Raw genomic sequence first — 20,923 nt, forward strand, 5'->3', positions numbered from 1 at the left:
CGAGGTGGACGACCCGTGGGGCTACGGCCGTTCGCTGGAGTGGGCGACCTCCTGCCCGCCGCCGCGGCACAACTTCCGCACGCTGCCGCGCATCCGCAGCGAGTCTCCGGCCTTCGACCTGCACCACTCCCCCGCGGCAGGCGACGAGCGGGAGCTGACCCTCCGGTGACCGGTGGGGAGGGCCGTCCCCCGGCCGCCCGGGTGCTCATCAGCGAGATCGAGGGCCATCTGCTCGTCGCCGCCACCCGTGCCGAGGGGCGCACGGCCGCCGCACGCTTCACGGCGCCCTTCGAGTGGCTGGGCGACGACCGGCGCCGCGAGGTGGAGGAACGATTCGAGGCCGAGTACCTCGCGCTCGCCCGGAGTTCCTGGCAGCGCACGGCCGAGCGTGCGGGGCGGCTGCGCGGGGAGTACGAGGAGCGGTACCGCGCGCTGCGGCGCCGGCTGCTGGCCGGATTCCTGCTGGGGGCGGGCGCGGTGCTCGGGTGCGCGGGTGCCCTCGTCCTCCTCCTGGGGCAGGGGTAGTCAGCGCGCCGTCGGGCTCCAGCCGGGTGGGCGCAGCAGGGACAGGAGCTGGCGGACCAGTTCGTCGACGACTTCGTCGAGGGTGGCGTCCACCCAGCCGGCGCTGTAGTCGTGCAGCAGGCCGTTGACGCCACCGATGAACGCGGTGGCGGCGAGCCGGTAGTCGCGGGGCGCCGCCTCCCCGCGCCGGGCGGCCGACCGGGCCTCGGCGCAGATGAGGTCGACCCAGCGGGCGCGGCGGGCCAGCCGTTGCTCCTCCAGGCGCGGGCTGACGCCGATGATCTCCACGAAGGTGATGCGGACGCGGCGCGGATCGGCGGTGACGTCGGCGGCGTAGGCGCGGAAGATCGCGGCGGCGCGCTCGGGGAGCGGCAGGTCGCGGGTGGCCTCGGCCGCGGTGCGGACGGCGTCCTCGGCCCAGGCGTTGACCTGGAGGTGGAGTGCGGCGAGCACGTCCTCCAGGGTGCGGAACTCCTCGTAGAACTGGCGGGTGGACAGGCCGGCGGCGTCGCTGAGGGCCGCGACGGTCGTGGCCCGGTAACCGGGGGTGTCGCCGAACAGCTGGAGGGCGGCGTCGAGGAAGCGCCGGCGGCGCTCGGCCTGGCGCTGCGCGGCCGACTTGCCGCCGTAGCGGCCCGTCGGCGCCCTGAGCCTGCCCGCCACCCGCTGCCCCCCTCGTGTCGACTCCCGGCCGTACGGCTGAGTTTGTCGTGTCCGCGGCCTTGTGGAGAAGGGCACCCATTCCTTACTTTGCAGTAAGTTCACTCTGAAAGCGGCTGTGTTCAGATTGCGCGCTCCATCGCTCCAGCGCTCCATCGCCCCCACACCACGCCCCCCTTCCGGAGGAGAGCACCATGCCCGCCTTCACGACCAGGCACCTCGGCGCCGTCGCCGCCGCACTCGCCCTGACCGTCGCCGCCCCCGCCGCCACGGCCTCGGCCGCCCCGGACGCCCGCGCCGGCCTGCGCGAGGTGATGTTCGTCGGGAACAACTGGGACGGCACCGCGGACGTCATCCGGTCCACCGGCGACTTCGCCGGGATCGGCCGTATCAACGTCGTCCCGGACAGGGCGGAGCGGATGGCGGAGATCAACGCCGACCCGATCAAGTGGATCTACTTCCAGGCCATCCGCAACGGCGTCGGCGAGGGACACGACCAGCTCGTCGACGACATGTACTCGACGCCGGACGGCACCTCGGTGGTCGTCTCCCGGCCGAGCTTCGCCGACGTGGTCTCCGTCGACCTCGCCACCGGCGACATCAACTGGCGCTTCCCCGTCTCGGGTTACCGCTCCGACCACATGGCGGTCTCCCCCGACGGCACCCGGGTCGCCGTCTCGGCGTCGACCTCCAACACCGTGCACGTCCTGGACATCGAGACGGGCGAGCAGGTCGGCTCGTTCGGCACGGGCGACAAGCCCCACGAGAACATCTTCAGCCGCGACGGCAGGTACATCTGGAACATGTCCATCGGCGAGGTGAACACCGCGCTCGACGCCCCCTGGCTCGACTGGACGAAGGGCGACCGGCGCATCACGGTCGTGGACGCGAAGACGTACAAGCAGGTCAAGGTCATCGACATGCGCGAGCGGCTCGACGCCATCGGCCTCGGCGACTACTCGGACGCGGTGCGGCCCGCCGTCTTCTCGCCCGACGAGTCCAAGCTGTACTTCCAGGTCTCGTTCTTCAACGGCTTCTTCGAGTACGACGTCGCCACCGACCGGATCACCCGGACGAAGACCCTGCCGAAGAACCCGGCCACGAGCGAGGACCGCACCACCTGGGTCAACGACTCGCGCCACCACGGCCTCTCGATGAGTCCGGACGGCGCCAAGATCTGCGTCGCGGGCACGATGGACGACTACGCGACGGTCGTCGACCGCGACACGCTGCGGGAGGGCCCGCTGGTGCCCGCCGCCAAGCCGTACTGGGCCACGGTCAGCGGCGACGGCCGGTACTGCGTGGTCTCCGAGAGCGGCGCCGACCAGGTCACGGCGATCGACTTCGCCACCGGCGGGAAATCGGTCTCCGTCCCCGTCGGCGACCACCCGCAGCGGGTCCGGATCGGCCATGTGGCGGCGGACTGGACGGGGCCGTCGGCCGGCTGAGGCACCACGCGGTCCGGGCCGGCGGAACACCCTCGCACGCATGTGTGAGCCCGCCCGTCGTGGGTAGTCGCCCGGCAACGGATGAGGCATGCATGTCCTCGACACCACAGCCCCGGAAGGAGGTCCGTGACAGCGCACTCCAGAAGAAGCGCCCGGGCCGCTTCCCGCGACACGGAGCGGCCCGGTCCGCACCGGGCGGCACCCCCACGGGTGCCGCCCGTCTCGCTGCCGGCCCCTGCTCACCGTGGCGGCAGCCGGTGCAGCTCGACCTCCTCCAGGCGGCCGTCGGCGACCGTGGCGGTCATGTAGGTGCAATACGGCTGACGGCGCCGGTCCGTCGGTGATCCCGGGTTGAGCAGTCGCAGACCGGTGGCCGCGGTGGTGTCCCAGGGGATGTGGCTGTGCCCGAAGACGAGGACGTCGAGGTCGGGGAAGCGGGCGGTGCAGCGGGCCTCCCGCCCCTGCGCCGCCCCCGTCTCGTGGACGACGCCGAAGCGCAGGCCGCCGAGGTCGGCGTACGCCACCTCGGGCAGCCGGGCGCGCAGCTCGGGTCCGTCGTTGTTGCCGTGGACGCCGACGAGTCGGCGGCTGCGGCTCTCCAGCAGATCGAGGGTGGCCGTGTCGACCCAGTCCCCCGCGTGCAGGACGACGTCCGCGCGCGGGAGCTGCGCCAGCAGCGGCGCCGGCAGCTCCTTGGCGCGCCTGGGCAGGTGGGTGTCGGACGTGATCAGCAAACGCACGTCCTCCAGCTTAATCGACAGGTAAAACTGTGCAGTCTCAGCTGGACAGTCTTACCTGTCGAATTTACGGTGGTGCCAGGCGCCGGTCGGGCCGGGCCGGGCAGCGGCGGTCTCCGCACCGCCACAGAACCATCCGAAAGGCACCACCCCATGACCGTCACCGCCCTCGACCCCCGCACCGCGCTCGTGGTGATCGACCTCCAGGCCGGCATCGTCGCCGCGCCCACCGAGCCGTACACCGGCGCCGAGGTCGTTGCCCGGAGCGTCGAACTGGCCGAGGCCTTCCGCGCCCGCGACCTGCCCGTGGTGCTGGTCCGGGTCTCCTTCGCCGCCGACGGGGCGGACGCCGTTCCGGGCCGTACGGAGGCCGGCGGTGCGGCGGGCCCGCGGCCCGAGGGCTGGGACGTCGTCGTCGACGAGCTGGCCGGGCACCCCGGCGACATCACCGTCACCAAGCGCAACTGGGGCGCCTTCCACGGCACCGGCCTCGACGTCCAGCTGCGCCGCCGCGGCGTCACCCAGATCGTGCTCTGCGGCATCGCCACCAGCATCGGTGTGGAGTCCACCGCCCGCGCCGCCCACGAACACGGCTACCACGTCACGCTCGCCACCGACGCGATGAGCGACATGAGCGCCGAGGCGCACCGGGGCAGCGTCGAGCGGATCTTCCCGCGCCTGGGCGAGACGGGCACGACGCGGGAGATCCTGGAACTGCTGGCCAAGACGCACGGCTGACGGGCCCGCGTCGCTCACCCCGCGTCGCTCACCCCGCGTCGGTGCGCCGCTTGAGCGGCTCCCACCAGGCCCGGTTGTCCCGGTACCAGGCGACGGTCTCGGCCAGCCCGGACGCGAAGTCGCGGCGGGGCCGGTAGCCCAGCTCCTCGCGGGCCTTGCTCCAGTCGAGCGAGTAGCGCAGGTCGTGGCCCTTGCGGTCCTCGACCCGCACGACCCGGTCCGCTCCCGCGCCGCAGGCGTCCAGGAGCAGACCGGTGAGGTCGCGATTGGTCAACTCGGTGCCGCCGCCGAGGTTGTAGACCTCGCCGGCCCGGCCCCCGGTGCGCACCAGGTCGACGCCCCGGCAGTGGTCGTCGACGTGCAGCCAGTCGCGGACGTTGCGTCCGTCGCCGTAGAGCGGGACCCGGCGGCCGTCCAGGAGGTGGGTGACGAACAGCGGCACGAGCTTCTCGGGGAACTGGTGCGGGCCGTAGTTGTTGGAGCACCGCGTCACCCGTACGTCGAGGCCGTGGGTGCGGTGGTACGAGAGGGCCAGCAGGTCGCCGGACGCCTTCGAGGCGGAGTACGGGGAACTCGGCCGCAGGGGGTGCTCCTCGGTGGCCGAGCCGGAGTCGACGGAGCCGTAGACCTCGTCGGTGGAGACGTGCACGAAGGGCGCCACGCCGTGACGCAGGGCGGCGTCCAGCAGGGTCTGGGTGCCGACGACGTTGGTGAGGACGAAGTCGGACGCGGCGTGGATCGAGCGGTCCACGTGCGACTCGGCGGCGAAGTGCACCACCTGGTCCGCCTCGGCCGTCAGCTTGTCCACCAGCGGCGCGTCCCGGATGTCGCCGTGCACGAACTCCAGCCGGGGGTGGCCGAGTTCGAGGTTGGCGGTGGTTCCGGCGTAGGTGAGGGCGTCCAGGACGGTGATCCGGGGTGCCCCCGGCTCGTCGGAGGCGAGGAGCGACCGGACGTACCGGGAGCCGATGAATCCGGCGGCGCCGGTGACCAGGATGTGCATGAGCGGTTCCGTGCCTTGCTGGGGTCGGGGCGGGCGGTGCGGGGCGTCGGTGACGCTACCGGCGTGCCCGCCGTGGTCCGCGGCCGGCCCGGAACGCGCACCGCGCCGGCCCGGAGGCCGGCGCGCTGGGCGGGGTCACCACCCTCGGGGCGCGTTCAGTCCTCGCCCCGGACGATGTTCGACTCCTGGCCCGGTTGCGGTGCGCGGGTGGCGCGGCCGTCCTCGACGGCCGGCACCCAGGTGCGCATCCCGCCCCTGCTCCGCAGGCGGCGGGCCTTCGACCAGCCTGTCTCCAGCCGACGGGCGGAGGTCTTGCCGCCGGTCTCCGTCATCACGGGGCATCATCTTCCTTCTGGTTCCGCGTCTGGTGCGCTCGCCCCTCCGGGTCCCCGCGCGGGACGCCGCAAAACACGGGGCACATGTCTCGCGCGGCGCCTAGGGGTTGGGCCGGGCCACACTGATGTCGCCCAGTGCCGACTCCGGATCGCGCTCCATGGCCAGGTCGCCCAGGGAGACGATGCCGACCGGACGGCCGTCGTCGACGACCGGGACACGGCGTACGGCGTGCTCGCGCATCAGCCGGACGGCGTGGTCCAGCTCGTCGTCGAGCCGTACGGTGACCATGTCGTCGCTGCACGCGCCGGCCACGGTGGTCTGCTCCGGGTCGCCGCCCTCGGCGATCGACCGGACCACCAGGTCGCGGTCGGTGACCAGGCCGCGCAGCCGGTCGCCCTCCGTGACCAGGACGGCGCCGAGGTCCCGGTCGCGCATGATGCGGGCCACGGCCGCGACGGAGGTCAGCGGCTCGACGGTCACCGGATCGCCGGTCATGACGTCGCGGACGTACTGGGTCATGGGGTGGGCCTCCCTCTGTCCGGCTTCTTCGCTCGCTCGTCACGCGGCCGGGCGGGTACCCGGCGGTGCGGCGGCCGAACCGGCCGGGGACGCTCAGCCGACGTCCACCGGGACCTCGCTCCACACCTGCTTGCCCCCGCTGACCGGCAGCGTCCCCCAGGACGCCGACATCGCCTCGACGAGGAGGATGCCGCGGCCGCCCGTGGCCTCCCAGCCGATGCTGGTCGGCTTGACGGGTGTGCGCGGCGAGGCGTCGGCGACCGCGACGCGCAGCCGGCCGCCGATCAGGGTGAGGTCGAGCCGCACCTGGCCGTCGGTGTGCACCAGCGCGTTGGTGACCAGCTCGGAGACGATCAGCAGGACGCCGTCGATGTCGCCGTCCGGTACCTCCCAGGAGCGCAGGGTGCGCCGGGCGAAGCGGCGGGCGTGCCGCACGGCCTCGGGCAGCCGCCACACCGACCAGCTCTCCCGCAGCGGGCGCAGGGCCATGCCGTCGTAGCGCACCAGCAGCAGGGCGACGTCGTCGTTGCGGCGGGCGTTGCCGAGCAGGGCGTCGGCGACGAGTCCCAGGTGGGCGGGGGCGGAGACGGCCAGGGCGTGTGCGAACCGGTCCATGCCCTCGTCGATGTCGGACTCCGGCGTCTCCACGAGGCCGTCCGTGGTGAGGGCGATCAGCGTGCCGGGCCGCAGCCGCAACGGGCTCATCGGGAAGTCGGCCTGCGTCACCACGCCGAGCGGCGGACCGCCCTCCACCTCCGCGATCTCCGTGGAGCCGTCGGGATGGCGCAGCACCGGCGGCAGGTGCCCGGCCCGCACGCACCAGGCGGAGCCCTCCTCCATGTCCAGGTCGACGTAGACGCAGGTGGCGAAGAGGTCGGTCTCCATGCCGGTCAGCAGCCGGTTGGCGTGGGAGACCACCACGTCCGGCGGGTGGCCCTCGACGGCGTAGGCGCGCAGCGCGGTGCGCATCTGGCCCATGAGGGTGGCCGCGCCCGCGCTGTGGCCCTGGACGTCGCCGATGACGAGGGCCACGTGGTGGTCGGGCAGCGGGATCACGTCGTACCAGTCGCCGCCCAGCTCCAGGCCCGCCGTGCTGGGCAGGTAGCGGGCGACGGCGACCGCGCCGGGCAGCTTCGGCAGCCGGCGCGGCAGCAGCTGGCGCTGGAGCATGCCGACCAGTTCGTGTTCGGCGTCGAAGGCGTGGGCGCGCATCAGCGCCTGCCCGGCGAGGCCCGCGGAGGCGGTGAGCAGGGCGCGCTCGTCGGGGCCGAAGTCGTGCGGGGTGTCCCAGCCGATCAGGCAGGCGCCGGCCATCCGGCCGCCCGCGGGCAGCGGCAGCACGGCCAGGCCGCCGGGACCGACGTCGGCGAGGGCGGGCTCCAGGTCGCCGGTGCCGGCGGGCCAGATCCGGGCGCGTCCCTCACGCAGCGCGGCGGCGAGGGTGGGCATGGCCCGTACCGGGGCGTCCGGCCACTCGGTGCGCCACTCCAGGCGCCACAGCTCGGGCCAGGACTCGGGGTCGGGCGGGTCGAGGACGGTGACGACGAGCCGGTCGTTCTCCAGCTCGGCCAGCGCGATGCGGTCGGCCCTGAGCGGTCTGCGCAGGGCGGCGACGACGGCCTGGCTGACGTCGCGGACGGTCCCGGCGGTGGCGAGCGCGGCGGCGAGCCGCTGGACGCGGGCGACGTCGGTCACGTCCGGGCGCAGCGTGGAGGCGTCGGCGACGGTGCCGACCAGGAGGGTCGGCCTGCCGTCGCCGCCGGGCAGCAGGCGCCCGCTGAGCCGCAGCCACTTCGGCGGGCCGGTGGGCTGCAACACCCGGAACTCCAGCTCGCGCTCGCCGATGGTCATGTGGTCGGACTCGGTCACCGACATCAGCGACGGCAGGTCCTCCGGCACAGTGAGGCCGAGCAGCGTCTCGACCTTGCCGTCGAACTCCTCGGGGGCGAGGCCGAACAGGCGCAGGATGTCGTCACCGACCTCCGCCCGGCCGGTGTCCATGGCCAGGGTGAAGGCGTTCGGCCGGAGCTCACCGGCCTCGGCGGTCTCGGCGGGCCCGGGCGGGACGGGGCAGGTGATCGCCTCGGCGATCGTCTCCAGGCAGGCACGGCCGTCGGCGTCGAACCCGTCCGGGTGCTCGGTCAGGGCGAGGAGGCAGCCGCCGCCGTCCCCGCGCACAGGCAGGACGGCCAGCGAGAAGCCGCTCGACGGCACGTGCCGCGACTCCGCCGATCCGGCGAACTCCTCCGGCCCGATCCACACCGCCTCGCCGGCGCGGTGGGCGTCGGCGACCGGAGAGCCGCCCGCCGCGGGATAGCTGTCGCGTACGCCGTACAGGGTGCGCGGCGCTCCGGCCGACTCGACCAGGCAGAGCAGCTCGCGGTCGTCGCCTGGCGTGTAGAGCGCGGCGAGGGAGGCGCCCGCGAAGACCAGCGCCTGTTCGAGGACGCCGCGCAGCCGCTGCTCCGGCTGCGGACCGGCCGCGATCGCCTTCAGGGCGCCCTCGGCACGCAGCGTCCTCGGTCCGCGTTCCGGTGCGCCCTCTCTGACCACGTCGCCATTACAGCGCTTGTGGGACATCTGCGCAGCCCCTACGGATCGGGTACCGGCGATCAGGCGCACATCGGGGGCTCGCGGACAGAGGCTTCGCGCCTCCGGGCGGGTGCGGAGGGAGACCCGGCGGTGGGCAGGGGGGGCGCGGCGGACACGCGTCACCGCGCGAGGGACATGACCGGCTGCCTCGGGCGGCGCGCCCACCGGACAACGGGACCGCCGCCCGGCCCCGTCGGAGGTCGGGCGGCGGTCCGGCGCGGCGGGAGAACAGGGCGTCAGCCCGTCAGCCCATCAGCCCATCAACCCGTCAGCCCCGAGGCGTCCCCGCCGCCGACGGCCGCACCGTCACCCGCGTCACCCGCACCGCCGTCGGCGTCTCCGGCACCCGCACCGCCGTCGGCCGCGTCGCCCGCACCCGCACCGCTCGCGTCACCGTCGTCGCCCGCGCCTCCGGCACCGGCACCGGCGTCCCCGAGGGTGGCGCCGACCGCCTCCAGGGCCGTGGTGACCGGCTGGAAGAAGGTCTCGCCGCCGACCGTGCAGTCACCGCTGCCCCCGGAGGTCAGGCCGATCGCGAGGCCGTCCCGGGTGAACAGGGAGCCGCCGCTGTCGCCCGGCTCGGCGCAGACGTCGGTCTGTATGAGGCCCGTGACGGTGCCCTCCGGGTAGTTGACGGTGGCGTCCAGGCCGAGGACCTGGCCGTCGGCCAGTCCGGTCGTGCTGCCCATGCGCAGGACCTCCTGGCCGACCGTCGCCTCGGCGGCCCCGCTGATCGGCAGGGTCTGGTCGCCGAGGTCGACCTCGCTCGGCGCCTCGGTCGCCGGGTCGTCGTACGTGACGAGCGCGAAGTCGCCCTCGCCGGGGAAGACCGCCTGGTCGACGGTGGCCACCGGCGCGGCGTCCTGGGCGTCGGACCACTGGTCGGCCGCCACCCCGCAGTGACCGGCCGTCAGGAAGGCGGGCGAGCCGTCGCCCGCGGTGACGTTGAAGCCCAGTGAGCAGCGCGCGCCGCCGCCGAAGATGGCGTCGCCGCCCGAGGCGAAGGTCTTGAAGGTGCCGGCGGACTTCCTGACCGTCGCCATGCCGGAGCCGAGGCCCTCGACGGTGGACTCCAGCCGGTCCCACCGGTCGCCGGTGACCGTGCTGTCGGCGGTCACCAGGATCTTGTTGGTGCGCGGGTCGATCGCCCACGAGGTGCCCGGGATGCTCGCCTCGGACTTCAGGGTCCGCGCGCCGCTCCGCAGCTCGCCCATGGTGTTGTCGACCTCGCGGACCTCCGCGCCCGCCTTCTCGGCCTGCACGACGACCTGGTCGTTGTCGCCGGGGACGACGTTGACGACGAGCTGCCGCGCGCCGGAGTCGTAGTAGGAGCCCGCGAAGGTGTCGCCGAGCAGCCCGGCGAGCCGCGCGGCGAGATCCGACGCGTCCGCCGCCTTGAGCGTCCTGGGCGCGGCCGCGGCGCCGTCCGAGGAGCCGCCGTCCTGCGAGGCGTTGGCGTTCGGCAGCAGGATCGCGGCCGCGCCGAGCGCCACCACACCGCCCGCCGCCATCGCGGCCTTGCGCTTCGGGATTCGCTTGTGACTCAACCTACTCGACCTCCTGTGACCGGGGCCTGTGCCCGCCGGTCAGGGCAGCTGTTGGGGGCGCCTGGACGGCTGTTGGTACGCAAGGGCCGACCGGGGCGTTCAGCCGGGCCCCCTCATCCCCCGGATCGACACCCTCCGCATCCACCCGGCGACGCGCTGTTCCGATCACGGAGCGGAATGACTGCTTCAGCGAATCTGCACATCGAATGCCCAACCCGGTCACTCTCGTTGGCGCATCTGCACAAGCCGGCGGCGGCCCGTACGCCTTAGGGCCCGGAGTGCCCCAATCTCCTCCCCGGGGGCAAGGGATCGCACGAGCCGATGTCGCGCACCGTGTGAAGAAGTCGCCGCGAAGGCGTGCGCGCTCCTGCACGCTTGGGTGCCCGGGCGTCGCAAGTGCGCTGGTGAGAGCGGTGATTGATTGGAAGCCCGGACCGGCCGCGTGCTTTGATCCATCGCACCGCGGGGGCCGCGGAGGGCTCGGGAAACGGGCGCCCGGCGCCCGCGGTCGCGGCCGTCATCTGTCCCCAGAGGGGGCCGCTCCCCCCTTGTGAAATAGCTATACGAAGGGAAGTTCCATCATGAACTCCACCCCCCAGGTTGAGACCGTCGAGATCTCCGACGCCGACCTCGACAACGTCTCCGGCGGCCTGAACGTGAACGCCGTCGGCACCGTCACCGGCCTGGTGGACGGCATCGCCCCGGTCTCCGGCCTGCTCAACACGGCCGTCGGCACGGTCGAGGGTGTCACCGGCCTGAACACGGCCCCGGTCACGGGCCTGGTCGCCGGTCTCTGATCGCACCCTTGTGTCGCTGAGTCCCGGAGCCACCCAGGCTCCGGGACTTTTCGGCCGTTCCCCTACTTCGGCCGTTCTCATCAAGCCCGGGATACGTCAGCCGTGCAGTTCCGCCAACAGGCCCTCACCAAACTCCAGTCACCGGAGGAGCTCGATCTCCCGGTGCGTTTCGCCCGTCCCCAGGGCTGGCTGGTGCTGTCCGTGACCGTGGTCGCGATGGCCGCCGCGTCCGTCTGGGCGGTGGGCGGCTCGGTGACCTCCACGGTCGCCGCCCCCGCCATCCTCACCCACGGACAGGGCAGTTACCTGCTGCAAAGTCCCGTCTCGGGGCAGGTCACCGCGGTCCTGGCGCGCCCGGGGCAGCGGCTGGCCGCCGACGCCCCGGTGCTGAAGGTCCGCACCGCCAAGGGGGAGACGGTGGTCCGCTCGGTCGACGCCGGCCGGGTCAGCGCGCTCGCGGCCACCGTCGGGCAGATCATCAGTACCGGCGCGAACGTCGCCTCGGTCGAGAAGGTCGCCCACGCCGACGACCCCCTCTACGCCACCGTCTACGTCCCCGCCGAGAAGGCCGCCGCCATCCCCGCGCACGCCTCCGTCGACCTGACCGTCCAGTCGGTGCCGACGCAGCAGTTCGGCGTCCTGCACGGCGAGGTGAAGGCCGTCGACCGCTCGGCCCAGTCGGCGCAGACGATCACCTCGTTCCTCGGGGACAGCCAGCTCGGCGAGCAGTTCACCGAGGACGGCAGGCCGGTGGCCGTGACGGTGCGGCTGGCGCCCTCGAAGTCCACGAAGAGCGGCTACGAGTGGTCCTCGGCGGACGGGCCGCCGTTCGAGCTGACCTCCATGACCCTGGCCTCGGGCTCGATCCGGCTGGCCGACCAGCGTCCCGTCGATTGGCTGCTGCCGTGAGCACCGCACAGGAGACCCGGGGCAGACGCCGCGCCGCCCCGCCGAGGCGCAGCGTGCCGAAGAGCCGCGCGAAGACCGTCCGCACGCCCACCGTGCTCCAGATGGAGGCCGTGGAGTGCGGCGCGGCCTCCCTCGCGATGGTGCTGGGGCACTACGGCCGCCATGTCCCGCTGGAGGAGCTGCGGATCGCCTGCGGCGTCTCCCGCGACGGGTCCCGCGCGAGCAATCTGCTGAAGGCGGCGCGCAGTTACGGGTTCACCGCCAAGGGCATGCAGATGGACCTGGCCGCCCTCGCCGAGGTGACGGCACCGGCCATCCTCTTCTGGGAGTTCAACCACTACGTCGTCTACGACGGCATGGGCCGCCGGTTCGGGCGGCGCGGGGTGTTCATCAACGACCCGGGCAAGGGCCGCCGTTTCGTGTCCCTGGAGGACTTCGACGGCAGCTTCACCGGGGTCGTGCTGACCATGGAGCCCGGCGAGGACTTCACCCGGGGCGGCCGCAAGCCCGGTGTGCTCGGCGCGATGCCGGCCCGGCTGCGGGGCACCGCCGGGACCCTGCCCGCCGCCGTGCTGGCGAGCCTGCTCCTGGTGGCGGTCGGCGCGGCGGTGCCCGCGCTCAGCCGCACCTACATCGACATGTTCCTGATCGGGGGGCAGACCTCGCTGCTCGGCGTGCTGTTCGCGTCGATGGGGGCCTGTGTGCTGCTCACGGTGGTGCTGACCTGGCTCCAGCAGGCCAACCTGCTGCACGGCCGCATCATCTCCTCCACCCTCTCCAGTGCCCGCTTCCTGCGGCACCTGCTGCGGCTGCCGGTCACCTTCTTCTCCCAGCGCAGCCCCGCCGACCTGGTGCAGCGCCTGCAGTCCAACGACGCCGTCGCCGAGACGCTGGCCCGCGACCTCGCCGCGGCGGGCGTGGACGCGATCGTGGTCGTCCTGTACGCCGTGCTGCTGTACACGTACGACCCGCAGCTCACCTTCGTCGGCATCGGCGTGGCGCTGCTCAACATCCTCGCGATGCGGGTCGTCATCCGGCTGCGCGCGACCCGTACGGCCAAGCTGCGGGCGGACACGGCGCGGCTGACCAACACCGCGTACACCGGTCTCCAGCTGATCGAGACGATGAAGGCGACCGGCGGCGAGGACGGCTACTTCCGCAAGTGGGCCGGCCAGCACGCCACCACGCTGGAGGAGCAGCAGCGGCTCGGGGTGCCGAGTGCCTGGCTGGGCGTGGTCGCGCCGACGCTGGCGACGCTCAACAGCGCCCTGATCCTGTGGATCGGCGGCATGCGGGCGGTGGAGGGCCACATCTCGGTCGGTCTGCTGGTCGCTTTCCAGGCGCTGGTGGTCCGCTTCACGGCCCCGCTGACCCGGCTGAACGGCGTCGCGGGCCGTATCCAGGACTTCGCGGCCGACGTGGCCCGGCTGAAGGACGTGGAGAACTTCCGGGCGGACCCGCTCTACGACCGCCCCGGCGGCGGCGACTCCACCCGTCGGCTGCACGGCCACGTCGAGCTGCAGAACATCTCCTTCGGCTACAACCCGCTCGACAAGCCGCTGCTCTCCGGCTTCGACCTGACCGTCGGTCCCGGACAGCAGGTGGCCCTGGTCGGCGGGTCGGGCAGCGGCAAGTCGACGGTGTCGCGGCTGATCTCGGGCCTGTACGCGCCCTGGGACGGCGTGATCCGCGTCGACGGGCAGCGGCTCGACGACATCCCGCGCGGGGCGCTGGCGTCCTCCGTCTCCTTCGTCGACCAGGACGTGTTCCTGTTCGAGGGCTCGGTGCGCGACAACGTGGCGCTGTGGGACCCGTCGATCCCCGACGACGCCGTGGTGGACGCGCTGAAGGACGCCGCGCTGTACGACGTGGTGATGCGCAGGCCCGGCGGCGTCCACAGCCCGGTCGAGCAGGACGGCCGCAACTTCTCCGGCGGGCAGCGCCAGCGCCTGGAGATCGCGCGGGCCCTGGTGCGCCGCCCCAGCATCCTCGTCCTGGACGAGGTGACCAGCGCGCTGGACGCGGAGACCGAGCTGGTGGTCATGGACAACCTGCGCCGGCGCGGCTGCGCCTGCGTGGTGATCGCGCACCGGCTCAGCACCGTGCGGGACAGCGACGAGATCGTCGTCCTGGAGCACGGCGCGGTGGTGGAGCGCGGGCGGCACGAGGAGCTGGTGGCGCGCGGTGGCGCGTACGCGGCCCTGGTCAGGGAGCGATGAGATGACGACCGTGCACGAGGGACAGGGCGACCTGGTCCTGGGGGCGCTCGGCTCGCTGGGCACGCGGGTCGACTGCGCCGGGTTCAACCGGCTCGACCTGGGGGGGCCGCAGGTGCTGTGGCTGGTCGTGTCCGGCGCGGTGGACCTGTTCGCGGTGGACGCCGGGGAACAGGGCCACTGGCACCATCTGGGGCGCCTGGAGACGGGCTCGGTGCTGCTCGGACCGGTCGCCGGACCGCAGCACACCCTGGTGGCGCGTCCGCTGCGGGACTGCGTGGTGCACCGCATCGCACTGCGCGAGCTGTACCAGCCGGCGAGCACCCAGACATGGTCGTACGACGCGTACGGCAACCCCCAGTACGTGCCGCCGACGACGAGCCCGCTGGAGTACGGCCTCGCCCTCGGCGTGGGCCGCGGTCTGACCGTCCTCTTCCAGGCACCGATGGCCGCCGAGCGGGCCGGCGCGCCCGCCGACGACGACGTGTTCTGGATGCAGGTGCCGCCGGGCAGCGTGCAGTACGGGGCGGTGTACGGCGAGGAGGCGGCCGCCGACCTGCTGATGGACCCGGCGCTGTGGCAGAGCATGGTCGACCAGCAGTACCGGCTGCTGACCACCCTGGACCGCTGGATCGAGCAGCTGGAGCGCACCCACGAGACGCGTACCGCGGCCGGTATCAAGGCCGGTGAGGCGGTGCGCGAGCAGGCCGACCGGACGCTGCTGGCCTCCATCGGCAAGCGCCGGGCGCAGCGCGGCACGGCCGCCGACGCCGACGCCACGTACGCGGCCTGCGAACTGGTCGCCCGCGCCGCCGGGATCCCGCTCGCCGAACCGGTCCTGGGCGGCGCCGAGAGCGACCGGCTCGACCCGGTGGAGCGCATCGCGCTCGCCTCGCGGGTGCGGACCAGGTCGGTGCGGCTGGAGGACCGCTGGTGGCGGGACGACGTGGGCCCGCTGGTCGGGCACCGCACCCTGTCGGGGGCGCCGGTGGCGCTGCTGTGGCGGCGCGGTGGCTATGTGGCCGTGCATCCGGCGACCGGTCGTGAGACGCCGGTGGAGAAGGCGAACGCCGGGGAGTTCGAGCCGCGCGCGGTGATGTTCTACCGGCCGCTGCCCGAGCGGCGGCCGAGTCCGCTGCGGCTGCTGCGGTTCTGTCTGGGGGGCACCCGCGGGGATCTGACCGGTCTGCTGCTCGCCGGTCTGGTGACGGTGGCGCTCGGCGCGCTGGTGCCGATCGCGACGGGCCGGGTGCTCGGCGAGTTCGTGCCGAAGGCGCAGACCGGGCTGATCGTGCAGGTGTGTCTCGCGGTGATGCTGAGCAGTGTCGTCGCGGCGGCCTTCATGCTGTTGCAGAACTTGACCATCCTGCGGCTGGAGGGCCGGATCGAGGCGACGCTCCAGCCCGCCGTGTGGGACCGGCTGCTGCGGCTGCCGACGAAGTTCTTCACCGAGCGTTCCACCGGCGAGCTGGCGAGCGCGGCCATGGGCATCAGCGCGATCCGCCGGCTGCTGGCGGGGGTCGGTCCGACGGTGGCCCAGTCGGTGACCGTCGGGGCGGTGAACCTCGGCCTGCTGCTCTGGTTCAGCGTGCCGATGGCCCTGGCCGCGATCGGCATGCTGGTGGTCGTCGGCGGGGTCTTCCTGGGCCTGGGACTGTGGCAGGTGCGCTGGCAGCGCCGGCTGGTCAAGCTGACCAACAAGCTGAACAACCAGGCGTTCCAGACGCTGCGCGGGCTGCCCAAGCTGCGGGTGGCGGCGGCCGAGAACTACGCCTACGCGGCGTGGGCGGAGCGGTTCGCCCACAGCCGGGAGCTGCAGCAGCGGGCGGGGCGGATCAAGAACCTGAACGCGGTGCTGGGCGCGGTGTACCTGCCGCTGTGCACGCTGCTGATGTTCATGCTGCTCGCCGGTCCGGCGCGGGGTTCGATGTCGGCGGCCGAGTTCCTCACCTTCAACGCCTCGGTGACGATGCTGCTGACCTCGGTCACCCAGCTGACCGGCGCGTTCGTGTCGGGGGTGGCGGCGCTGCCGCTGTTCGAGGAGATCCGGCCGGTGCTGGACGCGACGCCCGAGGTGCGGACGGCGAGCACCCGGCCGGGGCCGCTGTCGGGGGCGATCGAGGCGCGCCGGCTGTCCTTCCGGTACACCGACGACGGGCCGCTGGTCCTGGACGACGTGTCCTTCGAGGTGCGTCCCGGCGAGTTCGTGGCGGTCGTCGGCCCCAGCGGCTGCGGCAAGTCGACGCTGCTGAGGCTGCTGATCGGCTTCGACCGGCCACTGTCGGGCAGCGTCCTGTACGACGGCCAGGACCTGGCCGCGCTGGACCAGTCGGCGGTGCGCAGGCAGTGCGGGGTGGTGCTCCAGCACGCGCAGCCGTTCACCGGCTCGATCCTGGACGTCATCTGCGGCACCGAGCCGTACACGCCCGAGGAGGCGATGGCGGCGGCCGAGATGGCGGGGCTGGCGGAGGACATCCGGCGGATGCCGATGGGTCTGCACACCATCGTGTCGGGCAGCGGCGCGGTCTCCGGGGGCCAGCGGCAGCGGCTGATGATCGCTCAGGCGCTGATCCGCCGGCCGCGCATCCTCTTCTTCGACGAGGCCACCAGCGCCCTGGACAACGAGACGCAGCGCACGGTGATCGAGTCCACCAAGGCGCTCAACGCCACCCGGATCGTGATCGCGCACCGCCTGTCCACGGTGCTGGACGCCGACCGCGTGATCGTGATGGAGGACGGCAGGGTCGCCCAGCAGGGCCCACCCGCCCAGTTGCTGGCGGACACCGGCGGCCGGCTGCACGAGCTGGTGCGGCGACAACTGGCCTGATCGGCGCTCAGATGGGTACCTGTTGCCCTCATGCGGATCAGCGTGGTGGATGTGGGGTCGAACACGGTCCGGCTCATGGTGGCGGACGCCGAGGGCGGCGTCCCGCTGCCGGTGCACACCGCGAAGTGGCGGCTGCGGCTGTCGGAGCAGGTCAGGCCGGGCGGCCCGGTCCCGGAGGAGGCCGTGGAGCGGCTCGTCGAGGCGGTCGCGGACGCCGGCAGGACCGCGGACCGCTGGGGCGCGGCGGGACCGCTGGCCTTCGCGACCGCCGTGGTGCGCGCCGCGCCGAACCGGTGTGAGGTGCTGCGCACCGTGCACGCCCGCACCGGCGTGCCGCTGTGCACCCTGCCGGGCGAGGTGGAGGCGGAGCTGACCTTCCTCGGGGCCCGGCGCTGGATGGGCTGGCGGGTCGGGCCGCTGGCCCTGCTGGACATCGGCGGCGGTTCGCTGGAGGTCGCGTTCGGGCGTGGCCGGCTGCCCGGCTTCGTGGCCTCGCTGCCGCTGGGCGCGGCCCGGCTCACCCACGAGTTCCTGGCGGGCGGCCAGGACCCGGCGTCGCGGGACCAGGTCAAGGCGTTGCGCCGGGGGGTCCGCCACCAGCTGCGGGACGTCGCCGCGCGGATCCGCTGGGAGGGGCCGCGGACCGCCGTGGCCACCTCGCGGACCTTCCAGCAGCTCGGGCGGCTGTGCGGGGCCCCGCCGGGCCGGCACGGGCCCTTCATGGAGCGGCGGATGCGCTGCTCGGACCTGGGGGACGCGGTGGGCCGGCTGGCCGCCCTGTCCGCCGCCGAGCGGGCCCGGCTGCCGGGCATCTCGGCACCGCGCGCGGCCCAGAGCCTGGCCGGAGCCATGGTGGGGCACACCGCGATGAAGCTGATCGGCCTCGAGTCGGTGACGCTCTGCCCCTGGGCGATCCGGGAGGGCGTCCTGCTGCGCCACATCGAGGACGGCCCGTCCTGGTGGGCCGAGGTCGTCCGCCGCAGCGAGGAGGCCGCTCCCCCGGCGCCGGTGCCCCTGCGCCTGGCGTCCACGTCCAACTGAACGACCGAGGCAAGAGCCGTACGACGAGAAGCGAGAAGGAGCACATCGTGTCCCAGGACGGCGAGCACGACCACAAGCAGCCCGAGACCGCCATCGAGGAGGTGCTGCGCGAGATCGAGGAGGCCAGGCCCCGCGACGCGGAGTCCGGCGAGGGCGGGCACCGGGGCGAGGCGGGGGACGCCACGTCGCCGAACACCGGTGCCCAGAAGGACGTCGAGGGCGAGTGACGTAACGCTCCGGGGCGGCCGGGGGTGCCGGGGCGCTGTCCGGGTACTCGCCGCGCATGGAGTACGACCGCGAAGGACCACAGCTGCCGACGGCCCGGGGACCGGTCTCCGAGGCCGTCGGCGCACATCTGCTCGGTACGGGCCCACTGCCCTCCCCCGAGGCCGTCGCCGCCGCGCCCGTGTACGGCGACGACCTCCAGCTCGCCCTGTACCAGTGCTACGAGCTGCACTACCGGGGCTTCGCCGGGGTCCGCCCCGACCTGGAGTGGGACCCCGCCCTGCTGGGCGTGCGGGCCGGGCTGGAGCGGCGCTTCCTGTCCGCCCTCAGGGCCGACACCCCGGTCCACGACAGCGTCGCGGACGCGGTCGGGGCGCTGCTCGTCGAGCCCGTTCACGGCGAGGGGGTCAGCCACTTCCTGCGGGACGAGGGCGAGTTGTGGCAGCTGCGTGAGTACGCGGCCCAGCGCTCGCTGTACCACCTGAAGGAGGCCGATCCGCACGCCTGGGTGCTGCCGCGGCTGTGGGGCCGGGCGAAGGCGGCGATGGCGGCGGTGGAGTTCGACGAGTACGGCGGCGGCCGCGCCGACCGGGTGCACGCCCGCCTGTTCGCCGACCTGATGACGGATCTGGACCTGGACACGACGTACGGGGCCCATCTCGACGCGGCCTCGGCCGAGTGCCTGGCCACGGTGAACATGATGTCCCTGTTCGGCCTGCACCGGTCGCTGCGCGGCGCGCTGGTGGGGCACTTCGCGGCGGTGGAGATCACCTCGTCGCCCGGTTCCCGGCGGCTCGCCGAGGCGATGCGCCGCACCGGTGCGGGTCCGGCCGCCGAGTACTTCTACGACGAGCACGTCGAGGCCGACGCGGTGCACGAGCAGATCGTGCGGCACGAGGTGATCGACGGCCTGCTGGAGCAGGAGCCGCGGCTCGCGGCGGACGTCGTGTTCGGCATCGACGCCACCGGCTACCTCGAAGAGCGCCTGGGCGACCGGCTGCTCGCCGACTGGCGTGCGGGACGGTCCTCCCTGCGTACGCCGCTGCCCGCCGGTCGCCGTGTCCACGGGGAAATTTCTCATATTCCGTGACGACCGGGGTACGTGGGATCCGTGAATTTCATGGTGCTACCGGGCGTCTACGCCCCTCAGGAGGACACCGCCCTGCTGGCCGGGGCGCTGTCGGACGAGTCGCTCCCGCCGGGCGCGGCCGTGCTCGACGTGGGAACCGGCTCGGGCGCCCTGGCCCTGGCGGCGGCACGGCGGGGCGGCCGGGTGACCGCGGTGGACGTGTCGTGGCGCGCGGTGTGCGCCGCGCGGCTCAACGCGGCCCGGGCCGGGCTGCCGGTCCGCGTCCGGCACGGCAACCTCTTCACGCCCGTACGCGGTGAGACCTTCGATCTGGTGCTGGCCAATCCGCCGTATGTGCCGGCGCCCGCCTCCGGCCGCCGGCCGCGTGGTGCCGCGCGGGCCTGGGACGCGGGGCACGACGGTCGCATGGTCCTGGACCGGATCTGCCTCCAGGTGCCCCGGCTGCTGCGCCCGGGCGGTGTGCTGCTGCTCGTGCAGTCGGCGCTCAGCGACCCCGCGAGGACCGAGGCGCTGCTGCGCGAGGCGGGCCTGAAGGCCGCGGTGGTCCGGCGGCGGCGGATCGCGTTCGGTCCCGTGCTGCGCGGCCGGGAGCGCTGGCTGCGGCAGCGCGGACTGCTGTCCCTGGCCGACTACGAGGAGGAGCTGGTGGTCGTCCGTGCCGAACTCCCCGTCTGACGCCCCGCGCCCGCCGGACGCCCCGCGCCGGATCAAGGTCCAGCGCCGCGGGCCGCTGCTGGTGGAGGGGCCGGTGGAGGTGGAGCTGGAGGACGGGACGACGGTGTCCTCCGACCGCTTCCGGGTGGCGCTGTGCACGTGCCGGCGCAGTCGGCGCTATCCGTGGTGCGACACCAGCCACCGCGCCCGCTCGTCCGGGTCCGGTGACGGGCCGGCCGCGAAGGACTGATCCCCGGCTCCCGGTAGTCGGTCCCGGGTCCGGGAGGGCGGCGGACGGCCCCACTCCGTCCGCCGCCCCCGGTGCGGGCCCGCGGGCTCCGTACGGCGGCGGCTCGCACTCCCCAGTGGCGAGCCGCCGGTCACGCCGCACGTTCCCGGCGGTCCCGGTCCCTCAGAACGTGAAGACGCTCGCGCTGCCCGCGTTCTTCACGCACTCGTTGGCGAAGGTGCGTTCGTAGGAGAGGCGCCGGCCCTGCCAGACCCCGTCGACGGTGACGACCACGGGGGCGTACTCCCGGGTGCACATCACCGTGTCCTCGGCGGCCAGGGCGCCCGGGTCGCCGTGCGCGGCGCGCAGTTCGGCGCAGGCGGCGTCGGCCGCGGGGTGGGTGCCGGAGGCCGTCGGGGCGCAGGTCAGGGTGACCGCCCGCAGGGGTGCGGCGGTGGCAGCGCTCTCTCCGTGCCCCATGGTCAGCACCAGGGCCGAGGGGGCGTAGAGCGACGCGGGGGCGGTGGCCGGGGAGGCGAGAGAGGCCCCGGCGAGGGGCCCGCAGACGGCGGTGGCCGTCAGGCCCAGAGTCGCTGCCCAGCGCGCGGTGTTCCGCATTGTGTGCATCCTTCCGCTCGTTTTCGAGGGTGGTGCCGGCCCGGCTCGGTCGGTGCCGGAACGGCGAGCGCGAGTCTGCCGAGTCCGGCGCCGAAACTCATCTCGACCCCATGGGTTTCGGTAACCTTGCGTATTGAATCAGTGGCGTGAAGTCACGGAATTTGAACGTTCCAAGTCCGCAACTGGGCGTTTCTTGATCGAATGTTGAGACC

General features: G+C 73.6%; 20 protein-coding genes and 1 pseudogene. 13 read left to right on the forward strand and 8 right to left on the reverse strand.

What is annotated here, in order from left to right; genetic code table 11:
• Positions 1-169: pseudogene (locus BZZ08_RS39625) on the forward strand (cytochrome ubiquinol oxidase subunit I); the annotation flags it as partial.
• The gene (locus tag BZZ08_RS23645; RefSeq protein ID WP_198601653.1) at positions 166-525 is read left to right on the forward strand and encodes a hypothetical protein; all 360 of its coding nucleotides are present in this window, start codon (positions 166-168) and stop codon (positions 523-525) included. The pseudogene BZZ08_RS39625 and the gene BZZ08_RS23645, both read left to right, overlap by 4 nt.
• On the opposite strand, the gene BZZ08_RS23650 is transcribed toward BZZ08_RS23645, so the two are convergent.
• On the reverse strand, positions 526-1,188 hold the full coding sequence (locus BZZ08_RS23650) for a TetR/AcrR family transcriptional regulator (protein ID WP_104634263.1): 663 nt from the start codon (positions 1,186-1,188) through the stop codon (positions 526-528). It lies immediately after the preceding gene.
• Between the two features lie 191 nt (positions 1,189-1,379).
• Here BZZ08_RS23650 and BZZ08_RS23655 point away from each other — a divergent pair, with 191 nt between their 5' ends.
• Positions 1,380-2,633, forward strand: coding sequence for a YncE family protein (locus tag BZZ08_RS23655; protein ID WP_104634264.1), 1,254 nt, complete (start codon positions 1,380-1,382; stop codon positions 2,631-2,633).
• A 239-nt stretch (positions 2,634-2,872) separates the two neighbouring features.
• Here BZZ08_RS23655 and BZZ08_RS23660 read toward each other — a convergent pair whose 3' ends face one another.
• Complete coding sequence (locus tag BZZ08_RS23660) at positions 2,873-3,373, reverse strand: metallophosphoesterase family protein (RefSeq protein WP_104634265.1); 501 nt, start codon at positions 3,371-3,373, stop codon at positions 2,873-2,875.
• Between the two features lie 150 nt (positions 3,374-3,523).
• Between BZZ08_RS23660 and BZZ08_RS23665 the strand changes: the two genes are divergently transcribed.
• Complete coding sequence (locus BZZ08_RS23665; RefSeq protein ID WP_104634266.1) at positions 3,524-4,108, forward strand: hydrolase; 585 nt, start codon at positions 3,524-3,526, stop codon at positions 4,106-4,108.
• A 28-nt stretch (positions 4,109-4,136) separates the two neighbouring features.
• Here the strand turns inward: BZZ08_RS23665 and rfbB are convergent, their stop codons facing one another.
• The 5 genes from rfbB to BZZ08_RS23690 form a co-directional block, all read right to left on the reverse strand.
• Positions 4,137-5,111 carry a dTDP-glucose 4,6-dehydratase gene (gene rfbB / locus BZZ08_RS23670; RefSeq protein ID WP_104634267.1) on the reverse strand — a complete coding sequence of 325 codons (975 nt, stop codon included), beginning with the start codon at positions 5,109-5,111 and terminating at the stop codon, positions 4,137-4,139.
• Between the two features lie 155 nt (positions 5,112-5,266).
• The gene (locus BZZ08_RS23675; RefSeq protein WP_104634268.1) at positions 5,267-5,446 is read right to left on the reverse strand and encodes a hypothetical protein; all 180 of its coding nucleotides are present in this window, start codon (positions 5,444-5,446) and stop codon (positions 5,267-5,269) included.
• Positions 5,447-5,546: 100 nt separating this feature from the next.
• Positions 5,547-5,966: a CBS domain-containing protein gene (locus BZZ08_RS23680; RefSeq protein ID WP_104634269.1), complete on the reverse strand. Its 420-nt coding sequence runs from the start codon at positions 5,964-5,966 to the stop codon at positions 5,547-5,549.
• Positions 5,967-6,059: 93 nt separating this feature from the next.
• The gene (locus BZZ08_RS23685) at positions 6,060-8,546 is read right to left on the reverse strand and encodes a SpoIIE family protein phosphatase (RefSeq protein ID WP_104634270.1); all 2,487 of its coding nucleotides are present in this window, start codon (positions 8,544-8,546) and stop codon (positions 6,060-6,062) included.
• Between the two features lie 272 nt (positions 8,547-8,818).
• Positions 8,819-10,105 (reverse strand): S1 family peptidase, encoded by a 1,287-nt coding sequence (locus BZZ08_RS23690; RefSeq protein WP_104634271.1) that lies wholly within the window; start codon positions 10,103-10,105, stop codon positions 8,819-8,821.
• 581 nt (positions 10,106-10,686) lie between these two features.
• On the opposite strand from BZZ08_RS23690, the gene BZZ08_RS23695 reads away from it, so the two are divergent.
• The 9 genes from BZZ08_RS23695 (at position 10,687) to BZZ08_RS23735 (ending at position 20,114) form a co-directional block, all read left to right on the forward strand.
• A complete protein-coding gene (locus tag BZZ08_RS23695; protein ID WP_003978108.1) occupies positions 10,687-10,902 on the forward strand; it encodes a hypothetical protein in 216 nt (71 codons plus the stop codon).
• A gap of 102 nt (positions 10,903-11,004) precedes the next feature.
• Positions 11,005-11,811, forward strand: coding sequence for an HlyD family efflux transporter periplasmic adaptor subunit (locus BZZ08_RS23700; RefSeq protein ID WP_198601654.1), 807 nt, complete (start codon positions 11,005-11,007; stop codon positions 11,809-11,811).
• The gene (locus tag BZZ08_RS23705; protein WP_104634272.1) at positions 11,808-14,030 is read left to right on the forward strand and encodes an NHLP family bacteriocin export ABC transporter peptidase/permease/ATPase subunit; all 2,223 of its coding nucleotides are present in this window, start codon (positions 11,808-11,810) and stop codon (positions 14,028-14,030) included. The genes BZZ08_RS23700 and BZZ08_RS23705 overlap by 4 nt, the downstream gene beginning before the upstream one ends.
• Before the next feature lies 1 nt (position 14,031).
• Entirely contained in the window at positions 14,032-16,854 is a 2,823-nt protein-coding gene (locus BZZ08_RS23710; protein WP_104634273.1) for an NHLP bacteriocin export ABC transporter permease/ATPase subunit, read from the forward strand.
• Positions 16,855-16,884: 30 nt separating this feature from the next.
• Positions 16,885-17,895 (forward strand): Ppx/GppA phosphatase family protein, encoded by a 1,011-nt coding sequence (locus tag BZZ08_RS23715; RefSeq protein WP_104634274.1) that lies wholly within the window; start codon positions 16,885-16,887, stop codon positions 17,893-17,895.
• A gap of 47 nt (positions 17,896-17,942) precedes the next feature.
• On the forward strand, positions 17,943-18,122 hold the full coding sequence (locus tag BZZ08_RS23720) for a hypothetical protein (protein WP_104634275.1): 180 nt from the start codon (positions 17,943-17,945) through the stop codon (positions 18,120-18,122).
• Between the two features lie 56 nt (positions 18,123-18,178).
• Positions 18,179-19,210 carry an iron-containing redox enzyme family protein gene (locus BZZ08_RS23725; protein WP_104634276.1) on the forward strand — a complete coding sequence of 344 codons (1,032 nt, stop codon included), beginning with the start codon at positions 18,179-18,181 and terminating at the stop codon, positions 19,208-19,210.
• 30 nt (positions 19,211-19,240) lie between these two features.
• Complete coding sequence (locus tag BZZ08_RS23730) at positions 19,241-19,885, forward strand: HemK2/MTQ2 family protein methyltransferase (RefSeq protein WP_198601655.1); 645 nt, start codon at positions 19,241-19,243, stop codon at positions 19,883-19,885.
• Entirely contained in the window at positions 19,866-20,114 is a 249-nt protein-coding gene (locus tag BZZ08_RS23735) for a CDGSH iron-sulfur domain-containing protein (protein WP_198601656.1), read from the forward strand. Before BZZ08_RS23730 ends, BZZ08_RS23735 begins: the two co-directional genes overlap by 20 nt.
• 162 nt (positions 20,115-20,276) lie before the next feature.
• Here the strand turns inward: BZZ08_RS23735 and BZZ08_RS23740 are convergent, their stop codons facing one another.
• Positions 20,277-20,711, reverse strand: coding sequence for a protease inhibitor (locus tag BZZ08_RS23740; RefSeq protein ID WP_104634278.1), 435 nt, complete (start codon positions 20,709-20,711; stop codon positions 20,277-20,279).
• Between the last annotated feature and the right edge of the window lie 212 nt (positions 20,712-20,923).

It is taken from the genome of Streptomyces sp. MH60 (assembly GCF_002939385.1).
Classification (GTDB): domain Bacteria; phylum Actinomycetota; class Actinomycetes; order Streptomycetales; family Streptomycetaceae; genus Streptomyces.